General features: G+C 72.3%; 11 protein-coding genes and 1 tRNA gene. 8 read left to right on the top strand and 4 right to left on the bottom strand.

Going from position 1 to position 16,895, the window contains the following annotated elements; genetic code table 11:
- Positions 1-11 precede the first annotated feature (11 nt).
- Positions 12-281: a helix-turn-helix domain-containing protein gene (locus tag H489_RS21750; protein WP_031259117.1), complete on the top strand. Its 270-nt coding sequence runs from the start codon at positions 12-14 to the stop codon at positions 279-281.
- Positions 282-299: 18 nt separating this feature from the next.
- Here the strand turns inward: H489_RS21750 and H489_RS21745 are convergent, their stop codons facing one another.
- The 4 genes from H489_RS21745 to H489_RS21730 form a co-directional block, all read right to left on the bottom strand.
- Positions 300-1,619 (bottom strand): M1 family metallopeptidase, encoded by a 1,320-nt coding sequence (locus H489_RS21745; protein ID WP_231564085.1) that lies wholly within the window; start codon positions 1,617-1,619, stop codon positions 300-302.
- Between the two features lie 14 nt (positions 1,620-1,633).
- A complete protein-coding gene (locus H489_RS21740; RefSeq protein ID WP_017885765.1) occupies positions 1,634-5,530 on the bottom strand; it encodes a Pls/PosA family non-ribosomal peptide synthetase in 3,897 nt (1,298 codons plus the stop codon).
- A gap of 262 nt (positions 5,531-5,792) precedes the next feature.
- Positions 5,793-5,864 (bottom strand) — tRNA-Arg (locus H489_RS21735).
- A 242-nt stretch (positions 5,865-6,106) separates the two neighbouring features.
- Complete coding sequence (locus H489_RS21730; RefSeq protein WP_017885764.1) at positions 6,107-6,682, bottom strand: hypothetical protein; 576 nt, start codon at positions 6,680-6,682, stop codon at positions 6,107-6,109.
- Between the two features lie 59 nt (positions 6,683-6,741).
- On the opposite strand from H489_RS21730, the gene argS reads away from it, so the two are divergent.
- From argS to rho, 7 genes are all read left to right on the top strand, one after another.
- The gene (argS, locus tag H489_RS21725; RefSeq protein WP_017885763.1) at positions 6,742-8,412 is read left to right on the top strand and encodes an arginine--tRNA ligase; all 1,671 of its coding nucleotides are present in this window, start codon (positions 6,742-6,744) and stop codon (positions 8,410-8,412) included.
- A gap of 172 nt (positions 8,413-8,584) precedes the next feature.
- The gene (locus H489_RS21720; protein ID WP_017885762.1) at positions 8,585-9,340 is read left to right on the top strand and encodes an LmeA family phospholipid-binding protein; all 756 of its coding nucleotides are present in this window, start codon (positions 8,585-8,587) and stop codon (positions 9,338-9,340) included.
- 59 nt (positions 9,341-9,399) lie between these two features.
- Entirely contained in the window at positions 9,400-10,821 is a 1,422-nt protein-coding gene (lysA, locus tag H489_RS21715) for a diaminopimelate decarboxylase (protein WP_017885761.1), read from the top strand.
- Between the two features lie 65 nt (positions 10,822-10,886).
- Positions 10,887-12,194, top strand: a complete 1,308-nt coding sequence (locus H489_RS21710; RefSeq protein WP_017885760.1) for a homoserine dehydrogenase — start codon at positions 10,887-10,889, stop codon at positions 12,192-12,194.
- A gap of 92 nt (positions 12,195-12,286) precedes the next feature.
- On the top strand, positions 12,287-13,366 hold the full coding sequence (thrC, locus tag H489_RS21705) for a threonine synthase (RefSeq protein ID WP_017885759.1): 1,080 nt from the start codon (positions 12,287-12,289) through the stop codon (positions 13,364-13,366).
- Positions 13,367-13,443: 77 nt separating this feature from the next.
- Positions 13,444-14,382, top strand: a complete 939-nt coding sequence (gene thrB, locus H489_RS21700) for a homoserine kinase (RefSeq protein ID WP_031259116.1) — start codon at positions 13,444-13,446, stop codon at positions 14,380-14,382.
- 179 nt (positions 14,383-14,561) lie between these two features.
- Positions 14,562-16,892: a transcription termination factor Rho gene (gene rho / locus H489_RS21695; RefSeq protein ID WP_017885757.1), complete on the top strand. Its 2,331-nt coding sequence runs from the start codon at positions 14,562-14,564 to the stop codon at positions 16,890-16,892.
- Positions 16,893-16,895: the final 3 nt, after the last annotated feature.

Raw genomic sequence — 16,895 nt, 5'->3', positions numbered from 1 at the left:
ACTATGTGGTCATGGTCCGTCTCCCACTCCGCCCGGACGAGGTCGCGCGCGGTCGTCGCCTCGGTGCGCTGCTCCGTCGTGCCCGGGGTCCGCGGTCGATCGTGGACACCGCCCTGGCTGCGGGGATCTCGCCGGAGACGCTCCGGAAGATCGAGACTGGGCGCATCGCGACGCCGGCGTTCTCGACGATCGCGTCGGTCGCCGGTGTGGTCGGGCTGTCGCTCGACGCGGTGTGGTCCGAGGTCAGCTGCGACCCGGTCGACGGCGAGCTGGCGGGATAGTCGACGCGGCGAAGCCTGCTAGCCAGCGGGCAGCGCCGGCACGGACACCTCGTCGACCCAGGGCCCGGTCACCGCGTGGACGTCCGCGACGGAGCGGCCGGCGGCGTCCGCGAAGGCGCTGAGCACGGCCTGCACGGTGACGGATCCGTGCCGGTGCCGCTCGGTGATGCTCCGCAGCCCGGTGAAGAAGGCGTCGTCGCCGAACGTGCGGCGGACGGCGTGCAGGGCGAGGGCGCCGCGCTTGTAGACGCGGTCGTCGAACATGTCCTTTGCGCCCGGGTCACCGACCACCAGGTCCTCCGGCTGCTCGAGCAGTCCCTGCCGGTACCGCTCGGCCAACACGTCGGCGGTGTCGTCGCCGCGGTCCTCGGACCACAGCCACTCGGCGTAGCAGGCGAACCCCTCGTGCAGCCAGATGTCCTGCCACCGGGTGACGGTCACGGAGTTGCCGAACCACTGGTGGGCGAGCTCGTGGGCGATGAGACGGTCGGTGCCGTGCTCGCCGTCGACGTGGTTTCGGCCGAACACCGCCAGGCCGTGCGCCTCGAGCGGGATCTCGAGGTCGTCGTCGGTCACCACGACGGCGTACGCCGCGAACGGGTAGGGGCCGAACCGGTCACCGAACAGCGCGAGCATCTCCGGCACCTGGCCGAAGTCGGTCTTCGCGGCGGCGGCGAGGTCGGCGGGGTGGTGCAGTGTCACGGGGACGCCGCTCGTGCGCAGCTTCGCGGTGCGGTAGCGGCCGATCTGCACGGTCGCCAGGTACGTCGCCATCGGCTCGGTGGTGGCGTAGGTCCAGCGGGTGCCGACGCGGTCACGTTCCTTGGCGAGCAGCTCGCCGTTCGCCAGGACGTCGTACGCAGCCTCGGCCGCGATCTCGATGCGGTAGGTGGCCTTGTCGTCGGGGCGGTCGTTGCACGGGAACCACGACGGCGCCCCGGTGGGCTGCGCGGCGACGATCACACCGTCGGAGAGTTCCTCCCACCCGAGCTGCCCCCATGCGCTGCGCACGGGGTGCGGGGTGCCCCGGTACCGCAGGTGCACGCTGAACACGGTGTCGGCGGCGATCGGTTCGGCCGGGGTGACGGTCACCTTGTGCGTGGCGGTCGACACCTTCTTGGCGCGTCGGCCGTCGACGTCGACACGGTCGACCGTGAGCCCGTGCAGGTCGATGACGACCTTGTCGAGCGGTTCGAGGGCGCGCGCGGTGATCGTCGCGGTGCCGTCCAGGCGGTTGGTGGCGACGCGGTAGTCGAGCCGGAGCTCGTAGTGCTCCGCACTCCACCGTCGGTCGCCGCTGTGCGGGGTGTAGGGGTCTGCAGCGGGATCGGTGGGCACGGGGACAGTCAACCTCATGGTGCCGGTGGGGCTGTCACCGAGGGCGGTACCGCTGTCCACGGAGCGATCGGGTTGCCGGCCCAGCGGGACCCCGGCGGCACCTGCTCACCGCGCATCACGAGCGAGGACGGTCCGACGGTCGCCCCGGCACCGATGCCGGCCGCCGGCAGGACCACGCTGTGCGGCCCGAGCGTGGCGCCAGCGTCGAGCCGGACGGTGTCGAGCTGCATCACGCGGTCGTGGAACAGGTGCGTCTGCACGACCGTGCCCCGCGCCACCGACGCCCCGGACCCGATCGTGACCAGGTCGGCCTCGGGCAGCCAGTACGTCTCGAGCCAGGTCCCGCGCCCGATCGTCGCGCCGAGGCTCCGCAACCAGACGGCCAGAGCAGGGGTGCCGGTGGCCTGCTCGGCGAACCACGGCCGGGCGACGGTCTCGACGAAGGTGTCCTGCACCTCGTTGCGCCACACGAACGACGACCACAGCGGGTGCTCCCGGGCGGTGATCCGGCCGACGAACGCCCACTTCGCGATCGTCGACACCACGGCGGCGACGGCACCGGCGGCGATGAGCACCGGACCGGCGAGCAGCACCGTCCACCCGATCCCGACGGCCGACCACAGCGCCAGCAGTGTGCCGGCCACGCCGAGCGCGATCGCGGCGGACACCATCGGGGCGACCAGGCGCAGCAGCTCCCAGCAGCCGCGGGCGACCTTCAGCCGCCGGGACGGACGGAACGTGCGCGCCTCGTCGAACTCCGTCGCCGCACGCCGCAGCCGCACCGGGGGCGACCCGAGCCACGACGACCCGCGCTTGGCCTTCTTCGGCACGGCGGACAGCACCGCCACCAGGGCCTCGCGCGGCACCGAGCGTCCGGCGCCCGTCATCCCGCTGTTGCCGAGGAACGCCCGACGGCCGACCTTCGACCGACCGATCCGCACCCGACCGCCGCCGAGTTCGTAGGTGGCCACCATGGTGTCGTCGGCCAGGAACGCCCCCGACGCGATCTGCGTCAGCGCCGGGATGAGCAGCACCGTGGAGATCTCGGTGTCCCGACCGACCCGGGCGCCGAGCAGGCGCAACCACACCGGCGTCACGAGCGAGGCGTACAGCGGGAACAGCAGGGTCCGCGCCGCGTCGAGCACCCGCTCGGTCGACCACACCTGCCAGCCGATCCGGGAGCGCACCGGGTGCCGCCCCTCGTGCAGGCCGACGCCGAGCAACCGCACCGCGACCACCACCAGCAGCGCGTACACCGCACCGGCGACGACCGTCGCCAGGGGGACCGTCACCAGCGCGCGGAGCACCGCGTCGCCCAGGGCCGACGCCCGCCCCACCAGGGCCAGGGCGACCAGCAGTCCGACCGCGACACCGACCACCGGCAACCCGGCCACCGCCAGGGACCCGGCCCCGTACGCGAGCAGCCAGCGGCGACGGACCGCAGGGCGGGCCTCCCGGTCGCCGCGAGCCGACCCGACGCGTTCCGCCGGCGCCCCCGCCCAGCGTTCGCCCGCCGGCACCGGACCGCCGACGGCGGAACCCGCCGTCACCTCGGCACCCGCGCCGACGTGCGCCCCCGGCAGCAGCGTCGTCCGGCTCCGCACCACGGCGTCGTCGTCGATGCGGACGTGCCCCAGGTGGAACACGTCGCCGTCGAGCCAGTGCCCGGCAAGGTCGACCTCGGGTTCGATCGACGCGCGCTTGCCGATCGTCAGCATCCCGGTCACCGGCGGCAGTGTGTGCAGGTCGACGTCCCGCCCGATCCGCGCACCGAGCGCCCGTGCGTAGTAGCTGATCCACGGGGCACCCGCGGTCGACGGGCCGTCCACCGCCTCGGCGATGCGCTCGGCCAACCACACCCGCAGGTGCACCGAACCCCCACGGGGGTACGAGCCCGGACCGACCCCGGCGAGCAGCAGCCGCGCCAGCACCGCCGTCAGCGCCATCTTGCCGATCGGCGTCACGAACACCAGGAGCATCAGCACCAGCACCGGCCAGGGCAGCACCGGCAGGAACGGCAACGTCGTCGCGTGCAGCACCGCAGCCACCAGGGCCGTCCACGTCAGCACCCGCAGCCCGCGGAGCACCTGCACCGGCAGCCCGAGCAGCGTCATCAGCAGCCCCGTCGCCGGGGGGACCGGAGCCACGTCGCGCGACGACGCCTCGACCGGCCCGGACTCGTCCAGCGCCGCCGCCAACGCCCCGATCCGCGGGTGGTCGTACACGTCAGCCACCGTCGTCGTCGGGAACCGCTCACGGATGGCCGACACCAGCTGCGCCGCCGTCAACGACCCACCGCCGTGCGCGAAGAAGTCGTCGTCGACGCTCGCCACCGGCACCCCGAGGATCGCCGACCACCGCTCGGCGATCCACGCCACCGTGTCCGGCAGCATCGCCGCGTCCGTCGCCCCCGGCAACGGCCACGGCAGCGCCGCACGGTCGACCTTGCCCGACGTCCGCGTCGGCAGCGACTCCACCACCGCCACCAACGGCACCAGCGCCGCCGGCAACTCCTGGCGCAACCGTGCGTTCGCCGCCGCCACGTCCACCGTCGTTCCCGCCACCGGCGCCACGTACCCGACGAGCACCTGGTTCCCCGCCGGGGTCCGCTGCACCACCGCAGCACCACCCGCAACGTCGTCCAGGGCCTGCAGCGCCGCATCGATCTCACCGAGCTCGATCCGCCGACCGCCGAGCTTCACCTGGTCGTCCGCACGCCCCTGGAACACCAGGCCCTCGGGCTCGTACCGCACCAGGTCCCCGCTCCGGTACGCCCGCTCCCACCCGAGCTCCGGGAACGGCGCGTACTTCTCCGCGTCCTTCGCCGGGTCCAGGTACCGCCCCAGCCCGACCCCACCGATCACCAGCTCACCGACACCGCCCGGTTCCACCCGCTGCCCGGCACCGTCCACCACGGCCAGGTCCCACCCGTCCAGCGGCAACCCGATCCGGATCGGCTGGTTGCCGTCGAGCAGGGACCCGCACGCCACCACCGTCGCCTCGGTCGGCCCGTACGTGTTCCACACCTCACGGTCACGACTCGCGATGCGCGCCGCCAGCTCCGGCGGGCACGCCTCACCACCGAAGATCACCAGCCGCACCTGCTCCAACGCATCGTCCGGCCACAACGCCGCGAGCGTCGGCACCGTCGACACCACGGTGATCGTGTGCGCGATGAGCCACGGCCCCAGGTCCACCCCCGTCCGCACCAGCGACCGGGGTGCCGGCACCAACGCGGCACCGTGCCCCCACGCCAACCACATCTCCTCGCACGACGCGTCGAACGCCACACTCAGCCCCGCCAGCACCCGGTCACCCGGACCGATCGGCGCCGCCTGCAGGAACATCCGCGCCTCGGCGTCCACGAACGCCGCAGCACTGCGGTGGGTGACCGCCACGCCCTTCGGCACCCCGGTCGACCCGGACGTGAAGATGATCCACGCGTCGTCGGTCTCGCGGGGGAGCTCGGCGCTCGCCGCAGGGTCGGTCACGGGCAGTTCGGCGCCGTCGCGGTCGCGCAGCACGCCGCCGGCACCGATCACCCCGACGACACCGGCTTCGCCGAACACCAGGGTGGCGCGTTCCTCGGGGTCGTCGGCGTCGACGGGCACGTAGGCGGCTCCGGCGGCCAGCACGGCGAGGATCGACAGGTACAGGTCGCGCCCGCCGGAGGGGATCCGCACCCCGACCCGGTCCCCGCGCCGGACGCCCCGGCGTGCGAGGTCGTCGGCCTGCGCGTGCACCAGGTCGAGCAGGGCGGCGTAGTCGACGCTGCCGGCGGGGTCCTCGAGCGCGGTGGCGTCCGGATGGGTCGCCGCGGTCGCCGAAAGGACGTCGAACAGGGTCCGTGGGGCGGGTGCGTCGCCGCCGCGGGCGAGTTCGAGCTGCGCGTTCCCGGTGCCGGTGGTCATCGAGGCCTCTTCCCGGTCGCGTGCGGGACGACCGGCCCGTGATCCTAGGGGACCGAGGTGTCCCGCTCGGAAACACGGGGTAGCGCAGGGGCGGGGCGGGGCGTCGCGCGCCGAGTGAGCAGAAGACGTCGGGTCACCCGCCTCGACCCGTCGCGTTCTGCTCACTCGACGAGGAGCCCCAACGGGGGAAGGTCGCCGCAGGCGACATCGTGCGCAGCCGACAGAGCGCAGCGAAGACGTCTGCTTGCGCGGGTGTGTCCAGTGCCCCCAGGAGGATTCGAACCTCCGCCCCTGCCTCCGGAGGGCAGTGCTCTATCCCCTGAGCTATGGGGGCCAAGGGGTGTGAACAACCGTAGCAGGTCCGGTGGGTGGTCCTGGACAGCGCGTGTCGCGCAGTGGACGCGGGGGTCGCCGGTCTGGAGGCACGGTGCGGGCCCGCCACGGGCCTCCCGTCCGCACGGTGCGCGGGTTGCGTTCCGGTGCGGGGTTCCGCGTTCCGTGCGGCGCTGGAAGCGCGCACCGGGCACGCAACCGCGCACCGGGTGGCGGACCGCGCACCGTGCCGGCCCGAGCGCGTCAGCCCGCAGGCGTCGCCGACCCCGACGCGGACGGCTGCAGCGCGGCCCGCACCGCGTCGACGACGGGCTGCGCCCCACCCGGCTCGGTGAACAGCGTCGACTGCGCGGTGATCCAGTACGGGTCGGCGAAGGCATCCGCCCGGCCGACGGCACCGTTCAGGGCGAAGTACCCCTCGACGCGGTAGGTGGGGACCGATCCGCCCCGCTCGTACAAGGCGTCCTTCAGGTTGGTGAGCGACTTCTCAGGCAGGTCGGCGACCGCGAACGTGATCGCCGTGGCGTCCGCGTCGGTGCTCACGAACCGGCAGACGCGGCCCTGCTGCTTCGCGATGGTCGCGGCGGGGGAGCCCTTCGCCGGTGTGAACGAGTCGTCGAGCTCGAAGGTCTGCCCGTACACGGACAGGGCGCTCATCGGCAGGAGTTCCCCGCAGGTCTGCGACACCGGCTTGCCCGCGGGGGTGCCACGGGCCGACGGGGTGCTGGCCCCGCCGCCCGAGCACCCGGCGAGCACGACGGCTGCTGCGGTGGTGAGGGTGGCGACGGTGAGCGCCCGGGCACGGCTGCGGGGGGTCATCCCGACATGATGCTGCATCGATCGGTGCGGACCTGGGCGTCCCGGTAGGATCGGTCCTCGTGACTCCAGCCGAACTCTCCGCCGCGTACCTGTCGATCCTGACCGGGATCGTCGAGCGCCGAGGCGCGTCCGACACCGTGACGATCGAGGAGTCCCACGTGGTGCTCGAGCGTCCGAAGAACCGCGCCCACGGTGACTGGGCCTCGAACGCGGCCATGCAGCTCGCGAAGCGGCTCGGCACGAACCCGCGCGAGCTCGCGACCGAGATCGCCGGTGAGCTGACCGAGCTCGACGGCGTGGACTCGGTCGACGTCGCCGGCCCGGGCTTCATCAACATCACGCTCGAAGCCGCCGCCGCGGGTGAGATCGCGCGCACCATCGTCGACGGCGGCGAGTCCTTCGGCACCGGGGACCTGTACGACGGCGTCCGGATCAACCTGGAGTTCGTCTCCGCCAACCCCACCGGTCCGATCCACATGGGCGGCGTGCGCTGGGCAGCGGTCGGCGACAGCCTGGCCCGCGTGTTCCAGGCGCAGGGCGGGCTCGTCACCCGCGAGTACTACTTCAACGACCACGGCGCGCAGATCGACCGCTTCGCCCGCTCCCTCGTGGCCAGCGCCCTCGGTGAGCCGACGCCCGAGGACGGCTACGGCGGCGCCTACATCGCCGAGATCGCGGCACGGGTCATCGCGACCCTCGAGCCGGGCACCGACGTCCGCGACCTGCCGCGTGACGAGGCGCAGGAGCTCTTCCGCCGCGAGGGCGTCGACTTCATGTTCGCCGACATCAAGTCGTCGCTGCACGACTTCGGCGTCGACTTCGACGTCTACTTCCACGAGAACGCGCTGCACGAGTCGAAGGCCGTCGAGCGTGCCATCGCCCGACTGCGGTCGGCCGGTGTGATGTACGAGGCCGAGGGCGCCGAGTGGCTCCGCACCACCGACTTCGGCGACGACCGCGACCGCGTCGTCATCAAGTCGGACGGCGAACCCGCGTACATCGCCGGTGACCTGGCGTACTACCTCGACAAGCGCGAGCGCGGGTTCGAGCGCAACCTGATCATGCTGGGCGCCGACCACCACGGCTACGTCGGCCGGCTGATGGCGATGTGCGCCGCGTTCGGCGACGAGCCGGGCAAGAACCTCGAGATCCTGATCGGGCAGATGGTCAACCTGCTCAAGGACGGCGAACCGATGCGCATGTCGAAGCGCAACGGCACCATCGTCACGATGGAGGACCTGGTCGACGCCGTCGGTGTCGACGCCGGCCGCTACGCCCTGGTCCGCTTCGCCAGCGACACCGCGATCGACATCGACCTCGACCTGCTCACGAAGCGCACGAACGACAACCCCGTCTTCTACGTGCAGTACGCCCACGCCCGCACGCAGTCGGTGGCCCGGAACGCCGCGGCCGCCGGGGTCGACCGGTCGGTGTTCGACGCCTCGCTGCTGACCCACGAGTCGGAGAGCGCGCTCCTCGGAGCCCTCGCCGAGTACCCGCGGGTCGTCCGGCACGCCGCCGAGCTGCGCGAGCCGCACCGCATCGCGCGCTACATCGAGCAGCTGGCCGGCCTGTACCACCGCTGGTACGACTCCTGCCGCGTCACGCCCCTCGGCGACGAGCCCGTGACCGACCTGCACCGCACGCGCCTGTGGCTGAACGACGCCACCGGCCAGGTCGTCCGGAACGGCCTCGGCCTGCTCGGCGTGTCGGCTCCGTCCCGCATGTAGCGGTCGCCCCTTCCGAAAGACACCGGTGTTCGCGCACGGAACACCCGCATCCCGGGGTGTCGAGCGTGAACACCGGTGTTTTGCGTCCTGGCCGCGCCCGGCCGCAGCCCGGCCGCGCCTGCCCGCGCCCGGCCGCAGCTGCGCCGCAGACCGGGCTGGCAGGCTAGGACGCATGCCTGCAGCCACCGAACGCCCCACCAAGCGCCGCCGCTGGCCCGTCGTCCTGCTCGTGCTCGTCGTGGTGCTCGCCGGCCTCGTCGTCGTCGCCGAGTTCGTGCTGCGCGGCGTCGTCGACCGGATCATCGCCCAGCAGGTCGAGCAGTCGCTGCCCGACGGCACGACCGGCCAGGTCGACGCGCACGCCGAGGGCATCGTCATCCCGCAGCTCATCAGCGGCACGCTCGATCGCGTCGAGATCTCCTCGGAGAAGCTCACGGTCGACGGCATCCCGCTCGCCGCCGACGTCACTGCGCAGGACGTCCCGGTGGACGGCAAGGGTGACGTCCGCGACGTCGACGGCACGGTCACCCTGGCGTCGTCGAGCGTCAAGGACCTGGCGAAGTACAGCCCGCTCTTCGACCGCCTCAGCCTGGCCGACGGTGGGGTCGAGCTGACCGGGTCGTCGTCGGTGCTCGGCTACGACATCACGTACGCCGCCAAGGGTGCCGTCGTCGCGCAGGACGACGGCCGCGGCATCTCGATCACCCCGGAGAGCGTCCGGATCACGAACTCCGACCTCGGTCTGAAGGTCGACTCGATCCCGGGCGTCACCGGCGTCCCGGTGCAGGTCTGCACCGCGCAGTTCCTGCCCGAGGCGCTGCGGGTGCGCTCACTCGACGTGTCGAAGTCGGACGCGACGGTCCGCATCACCGCGGACGCGCTGCCGCTCACCGAGGACGGCCTGCGGACCGTCGGCAGCTGCCGCTGAGCGGACGGGTGCGTAACGCGGCCCGGGAGGCGTGGCTCGCGTCGGTAGGATCGGGTCCCGTGAGCGAGAACCCCCTTGCACCGCCGCGGCTGCGGTTCCCGACGGACGCCTCCGAACTGGTGGACCGCATCTGGCCCGCGTCCGCGACGCGGACCGACGACGGCACCCTGGCGATCGGTGGCATCAGCGCGACCGACCTGGTCGCCCGGTTCGGCACGCCGCTGTACGTCGTCGACGAGCGTGACGTGCAGTCCCGTGCGGTGCGGGTGCGGAACGCCTTCACCGAGGCCTTCGAACGCATCGGCAGTCACGCGCACGTCTACTACGCCGGCAAGGCGTTCCTGACGACGCAGGTGGTCGCGTGGATGGCCGAGGCGGACCTGCGCGTCGACGTCTGCACCGCCGGTGAGCTCGCGGTCGCCCTGGCCGGTGGCATCGACCCCGGTCGGCTCGGCTTCCACGGCAACGACAAGTCCGACGCCGAGATCGCCCGTGCCCTCGAGGTCGGCGTCGGCACGATCGTGCTCGACAGCCACGAAGAGGTGCAGCGCGTCGCCCGCGCCGCCGCCGACGCCGGGGTCGTGCAGCGTGTGCGCATCCGGATCAACACCGGCGTGCACGCGTCCACCCACGAGTACCTGGCGACCGCTCGCGAGGACCAGAAGTTCGGCATCCCGCTGTCCGAGGCCGTCGACGCCGCGGCAGCCGTCCGTGCCGAGCCCTCGCTCGCCTTCGTCGGCCTGCACTCGCACATCGGTTCGCAGATCTTCGATGACGCCGGCTTCCGCGAGGCCGCACGTCGGCTGATGGACGTGCACGCGACGCTCGTCGCCACCGGCCCGGTGCCCGAGCTGAACCTCGGCGGCGGCTGGGGCATCGACTACACCGAGGCCGACTCGGCGTTCGCCCCCGAGGACGTCGCCGATGCACTGGCCGCGATCATCGGCGAGGCCTGCGCCGAACGCGGCATCCCGGTGCCGGACATCGCCGTCGAGCCGGGCCGGTACGTCATCGGCCCGCCCGGGGTGACGCTGTACCGCGTCGGCACGATCAAGCCCGTCACGCTCGAGACCGACGACGGCGGCAGCGCGACCCGCACGTACGTCTCGGTCGACGGCGGGATGAGCGACAACATCCGTCCGGCCCTGTACGGCGCCGACTACACGGCCCGGCTCGCCCGCACCTCCGACGCACCAGCGGTGCTGAGCCGCGTCGTCGGCAAGCACTGCGAGAGCGGCGACGTCGTGGTGAACGACGAGTACCTGCCCGGCGACGTGCAGCGCGGCGACCTGCTGGCCGTGGCGGCCACCGGTGCCTACTGCTGGGCGCTGTCGAGCAACTACAACCACGTGGGCCGCCCGCCGGTCGTCGCCGTCGCGGACGGCACAGCCCGTATCCTCGTGCGGGGCGAGACGATCGACGACCTGCTCGCCCGTGACACCGGGGTCGCCGCCGTGTCCGCCGAGGGCACCGGCCGCTGACCCCCGACCCGACCGGGTCCGCCCACCCCGCAGGGCGTGCCCCCATCGACAGGAACCGCTACCAGATGATCGAATACCGCAACGTCCGTGTCGCGCTGCTCGGGGCCGGCTCGGTCGGTTCCCAGGTCGCGCGACTGCTCCTCGAGCACGGCGACGAGCTGGCCTCGCGCGCCGGAGCCGGGCTGGAGCTCGTCGGGATCGCCGTGCGCGACGTGGACGCGGAGCGCGACGTCGACCTGCCGGCGGAGCTCTTCACCACGGACGCTGCGTCGCTCATCCTCGGCGCGGACATCGTCGTCGAGCTCATCGGCGGCATCGAGCCGGCGCGCACCCTCGTGCTCCAGGCGCTGCAGTCCGGCGCCGACGTCGTCACCGGCAACAAGGCGCTGCTCGCCACCCACGGCCCGGAGCTCTTCGCCGCGGCCGAGCAGGTCGGTGCACAGCTCTACTACGAGGCCGCCGTGGCCGGTGCGATCCCGATCATCCGTCCGCTGCACGACTCGCTCGCCGGTGACCGCATCGTCCGGATCATGGGCATCGTCAACGGCACGACCAACTTCATCCTCGACCTGATGGACCGCAAGGGTTCCACGTTCGAGGACGCCCTGGCCACCGCGACGGAGCTCGGGTACGCCGAGGCCGACCCGACCGCCGACATCGAGGGCTACGACGCCGCGCAGAAGGCCGCGATCCTGGCCTCGCTCGCGTTCCACACCTCGGTGCCGCTCGCCGCCGTGCACCGCGAGGGCATCACCCACGTCACGATCGAGCAGGTCCGCGCCGCCCGCAAGGCCGGCTACGTCGTGAAGATCCTGGCGACCGCGGAGCGGCTGACGGACGAGGACGGCCGCGAGGGCGTCAGCGCCCGCGTCTACCCGGCCCTCGTGCCCGAGTCGCACCCGCTCGCGAGCGTGCACGGAGCGAAGAACGCCGTGTTCGTCGAGGCTGAAGCCGCCGGTGACCTGATGTTCTACGGCGCGGGTGCCGGTGGCGTCGAGACGGCCTCGGCGGTCCTCGGCGACCTGGTCTCCGCGGCTCGTCGGCACGTCATCGGTGGCCCGGGCGTCGCCGAGTCGACGCAGTCCGAGCTGCCGGTGTTCCCGATCGGCACCGTTCGCACGAGCTACCAGATCACCCTGCACGTCACGGACGCACCCGGCGTGCTGTCGACCGTCGCGGGCGTGCTCGCCAAGCACGGCGTCAGCGTCGAGACGGTCGAGCAGACCACCACCGGCGCAGCCGAGGGGACCGCGACGCTCGTCATCGGCACCCACCTGGCGCGCGAGGCCGACCTCGCGGACACCGTCGTCGCCCTCCGCGGCGAGGACGTCGTCCTGGACGTCACCAGCGTCCTGCGCGTCGTCGGTCGCTGACGCGACCACGGGCCTCCAGGCCGACCAGCAGGCTCGCCGAGCCGAGCCGAACCACCACCAGATCCACCCCACCGGACAGAGAGAGAAGCCTGATGGCCCACCAGTGGCAGGGAGTCCTGCGCGAGTACGCCGACCGACTCGACGTGACCGAGGCGACGCCCATCGTCACCCTCGGTGAGGGCGGCACGCCGCTCATCCCGGCTCGTCGGCTCTCCGAGCGCACCGGCGCCGAGGTCTACGTGAAGTTCGAGGGCATGAACCCGACGGGCTCGTTCAAGGACCGCGGCATGACGATGGCGATCTCGAAGGCCGTCGAGCACGGCGCGAAGGCCGTCATCTGCGCCTCGACCGGCAACACCAGCGCCTCGGCCGCCGCGTACGCGACGCACGCCGGCATCACCGCCGCGGTGCTCGTGCCCGAGGGCAAGATCGCCATGGGCAAGCTCAGCCAGGCCGTCGCCCACGACGCCCAGCTGCTGCAGGTGCAGGGCAACTTCGACGACTGCCTCGACATCGCCCGCGACCTGGCGGCGAACTACCCGGTGCACCTCGTCAACTCCGTCAACAACGACCGCATCGAGGGGCAGAAGACCGCCGCGTTCGAGGTCGTCGACGTCCTCGGTGACGCACCGGACTTCCACTTCCTGCCCGTCGGCAACGCGGGCAACTACACCGCGTACTCGCGCGGCTACCGCGAGGACGTCGCCGCCGGTCGGAGCACCAAGCTGCCCCGCATGTTCGGGTTCCAGGCCGCCGGTTCCGCCCCGATCGTGCACGGCGAGGTCGTCCGGCACCCGGACACCATCGCGTCGGCCATCCGCATCGGCAACCCGGCCTCGTGGCAGTTCGCGCTCGAGGCGCAGCAGGAGACCGACGGCTACTTCGGTGCGATCAGCGACGAGGCCATCCTCGCCGCGCACCGCATCCTGTCGGCCGAGGTCGGCGTCTTCGTCGAGCCCGCGTCGGCGATCGGTGTCGCCGGGCTGCTCGAGCGCGCCGACGCCGGTGTCGTGCCGAAGGGCGCGAAGGTCGTCATCACGGTCACGGGTCACGGCCTGAAGGACCCGCAGTGGGCCCTCCGCACGCCGGACGGCGGCGAGGTCACCCCGACGAGCGTGCCGGTCGACACGAAGTCGATCGCCGACGTGCTCGGTCTGGTCAGCGAGCAGTGATCTCCGACCGCTCGTCCGGACCGGGGGAGGGCGTCACCGCCCGCAGCGCTGTACCGGCCGGACGGGCGGTCCGGACACTGCCGGCCGGATCGACGGTCCGCGTCCGGGTGCCGGCCACGTCGGCGAACCTCGGCCCCGGCTTCGACTCGCTCGGCCTCGCGCTCTCGCTCTACGACGAGGTCGTGGTGCGCGTGCGCCCCGAACCCGGCGCGACCGTCAGGGTCGAGGGCGTCGGCGCCGGTGAGGTCGCCACCGACGACTCGAACCTTGTCGTCCGTGCTGTCCGCCGAGGGCTCGAACACGCCGGTGTCGACCAGCCCGGCCTCGAGCTGCACGCGACGAACGCGATCCCGCACGGGCGCGGTCTCGGCTCGTCCGCCGCAGCGATCGTCGCGGGGCTGATGGCTGCCCGCGGCCTGCTCGAGGGCATCGTCGACCTCGACGCCTCGACGCTCCTGACCCTGGCCACCGAGATGGAGGGCCACCCGGACAATGTCGCGCCGGCGCTCTTCGGCGGCCTGACGATCGCGTGGATGACCGCCGAGGGCCCGGCGTACAAGCGGCTCCTGGTGCACCGCGGTGTCGCCCCGGTGGTGTTCGTGCCGACCTCGACGCTCTCGACGAAGCTCGCGCGCTCCCTGCAGCCCGAGCAGGTCCCGCACGCCGACGCCGCGTTCAACGTCTCCCGCTCGGCGCTGCTCGTCGCGGCGCTCATCCAGAGCCCCGAGCTGTTGCTCGCCGCGACCGAGGACCGTCTGCACCAGGCGTACCGCGCCAGCGCCATGCCCGAGACCGACGCCCTGATCCGGCTGCTCCGGCAGCACGGCCTGGCCGCGGTGGTCTCCGGTGCGGGGCCGAGCCTGCTCGTCCTCGGCAGCGACCCGGCACAGCGGCTGACCGCCGCCGACCTGGTCCAGCGACACGCCGAATCCGACTGGCGGCCGCTCATGCTGGCCGTCGATCTCGGTGGTGCTACAGTGGCAGCGCACTCGGCGCTCGAAGCCGAACCCGCGTAACCGTACGGATCGCTCGTCCTCCAGGACAGCTCCTACGACGTCGCAGGGTCCGGTGCGCGAGTGTGCATCTCTTTCTGATCACCGAATCCCGATCCGTCGTCTGAACGGCGGTCGATGCTCACTGCATCCGGGACGGTGGAAACTCTCCGCGTTCTGCGGTTCGAAAGGAAACACCGACCTTGACCGACAACAACTCCGCCCACGTGGAGATCCCCAGCGACCTGCGTGCCCTCCGTCTTCCGGAGCTCCAGCGCATCGCCTCCTCGCTCGGCATCACCGGGCTCTCCAAGCTCCGCAAGGGCGACCTGATCGCCTCCATCGAGGACAAGCGCCCCGTCGACGAGACGCCGGCCGCCCCGGCCGCCGTCGTCCCCGAGACCCCCGCCGAGCCGGCCGCCACCGAGCAGCCGACCCTGCCGGAACCCGCCGAGACGCCCGCGCAGCCCGCTGCCGAGGCCCCCGTCGCCGACTCCGAGGCACCCGCCGAGTCGGCAGCCCCGAGCCGTGCCCGTCGTTCGCGCCGTGCGTCGTCCGGTGGCACCGTGAACGCCGCACCGACCTCGGCCGCCGAGCACACCAACCACGGTCAGACCGGCACCGAGGACCTCCTCGCCGGGCTCGACCAGGTCCGTGCCGAGAAGGACGCGCAGGAAGCCGCGCAGTCCGGCTCGCAGCGCCGCGGCCGTGGCCAGCGGAACGCCGAGCAGCGCACCGAGCAGCGTGGCGCCGAGCAGGGCCAGCAGGCGTCGGCACCTGCCGAGGCCGAGCAGCCGAACCAGGCTGCCCAGCAGCAGGGCCAGCAGAGCCAGCAGGCCCCGACGTCCGCCGTGCAGGCCGACCAGGACCAGAACGAGTCCGGCGACCAGAACGACCAGGGCGACCAGAACTCCGAGCAGGGCGAGGGCGGCTCGCGCCGCGGTCGTCGCAGCCGTGGTCGCGGTCGTGGCCGTGGGCAGAACGCCGAGAACGGCGAGCAGCAGAACGGCGCCGACCAGCAGAACGGTGGCCAGAACGGCGGCCAGCAGAAGCAGAACGGCGCCGACCAGAACGGCCAGCAGAACGGCCAGCAGAACGGCGGCCAGCAGAACCAGCAGAAGCAGAACGGCGGCGAGCAGCAGAACGGCAAGCAGAACGACCAGCCGAAGCAGGCCGACGCCAAGCAGGACGACAAGTCCGACCAGAAGCAGCAGAACGCCGGTCAGCAGAAGCAGCAGACCAGCGGCCAGCAGAAGCAGCAACAGCAACAGCACGCCGACGAGGCCGAGAGCGGCCGCAGCCGTCGCCAGCGTGACCGCAAGCGCGGCCGTGGCGGCCAGAACGACGACTTCGAGCCCGAGGTCACCGAGGACGACGTCCTGATCCCGATCGCGGGCATCCTCGACGTCCTCGACAACTACGCGTTCGTCCGCACCACCGGCTACCTGCCGGGCCCGAGCGACGTCTACGTCTCCCTCGGCCAGGTGAAGAAGTACCACCTGCGCAAGGGCGACGCCGTCGTCGGTTCGATCAAGCAGCCGCGTGACGGCGAGCAGCAGAGCCGTCAGAAGTACAACGCGCTCGTGGCCGTCGAGTCGATCAACGGCCAGTCCGCCGACGAGGCCGCGGCCCGTGTCGACTTCAACGACCTCACCCCGCTGTACCCGAACGAGCGCCTGCGCCTCGAGACGGAGCCGGGCAAGCTGTCGACCCGCATCATCGACCTCGTGTCGCCGATCGGCAAGGGCCAGCGCGGTCTCATCGTGTCCCCGCCGAAGGCCGGCAAGACCGTCGTGCTGCAGGCCATCGCGAACGCCGTCGCCAAGAACAACCCCGAGGCGCACCTGATGGTCGTCCTCGTCGACGAGCGGCCCGAAGAGGTCACCGACATGCAGCGCACGGTGAAGGGCGAGGTCATCGCCTCGACCTTCGACCGTCCCGCCGAGGACCACACCACCGTCGCCGAGCTCGCCATCGAGCGTGCGAAGCGCCTGGTGGAGCTGGGCCACGACGTCGTGCTGCTGCTCGACTCGATCACCCGCCTGGGCCGTGCGTACAACCTGTCGACCCCGCCGTCGGGCCGCGTGCTCTCCGGTGGCGTCGACTCGGCGGCGCTCTACCCGCCGAAGCGCTTCTTCGGCGCCGCGCGCAACATCGAGGACGGCGGCTCGCTGACCATCCTCGCGACCGCGCTCGTCGAGACCGGCTCCAAGATGGACGAGGTCATCTTCGAGGAGTTCAAGGGCACCGGCAACATGGAGCTCCGCCTGAACCGTCACCTCGCCGACAAGCGGATCTTCCCCGCGGTCGACGTGAACGCCTCTGGTACCCGTCGCGAGGAGCAGCTGCTCTCCGCGGACGAGGTCAAGATCACCTGGCGTCTGCGCCGGGCCCTCGCCGGGCTCGACCCGCAGCAGGCCCTCGAGATCGTGCTGCGGAACCTCAAGGAGACGCAGTCGAACGTCGAGTTCCTGGTGCAGGTGCAGAAGTCGGTCCCCTCGACCGGCGCCCACCACAACGGCCACCAGGAGTAACGC

The organism is Curtobacterium flaccumfaciens UCD-AKU (assembly GCF_000349565.1).
Classification (GTDB): Bacteria; Actinomycetota; Actinomycetes; order Actinomycetales; family Microbacteriaceae; genus Curtobacterium; species Curtobacterium poinsettiae.
This window is presented reverse-complemented; position numbering and strand designations above follow the sequence as displayed.

Excerpts from the sequence above, each read along its gene's own strand:
- H489_RS21720 (WP_017885762.1), top strand. The coding sequence starts at position 8,585 with ATGCCTGCAGCCACCGAACGCCCCACCAAGCGCCGCCGCTGGCCCGTC.
- H489_RS21710 (WP_017885760.1), top strand. The coding sequence starts at position 10,887 with ATGATCGAATACCGCAACGTCCGTGTCGCGCTGCTCGGGGCCGGCTCG.
- H489_RS21740 (WP_017885765.1), bottom strand. The coding sequence starts at position 5,530 with ATGACCACCGGCACCGGGAACGCGCAGCTCGAACTCGCCCGCGGCGGC.
- H489_RS21750 (WP_031259117.1), top strand. The coding sequence starts at position 12 with ATGGTCCGTCTCCCACTCCGCCCGGACGAGGTCGCGCGCGGTCGTCGC.
- thrC (WP_017885759.1), top strand. The coding sequence starts at position 12,287 with ATGGCCCACCAGTGGCAGGGAGTCCTGCGCGAGTACGCCGACCGACTC.
- H489_RS21730 (WP_017885764.1), bottom strand. The coding sequence starts at position 6,682 with ATGACCCCCCGCAGCCGTGCCCGGGCGCTCACCGTCGCCACCCTCACC.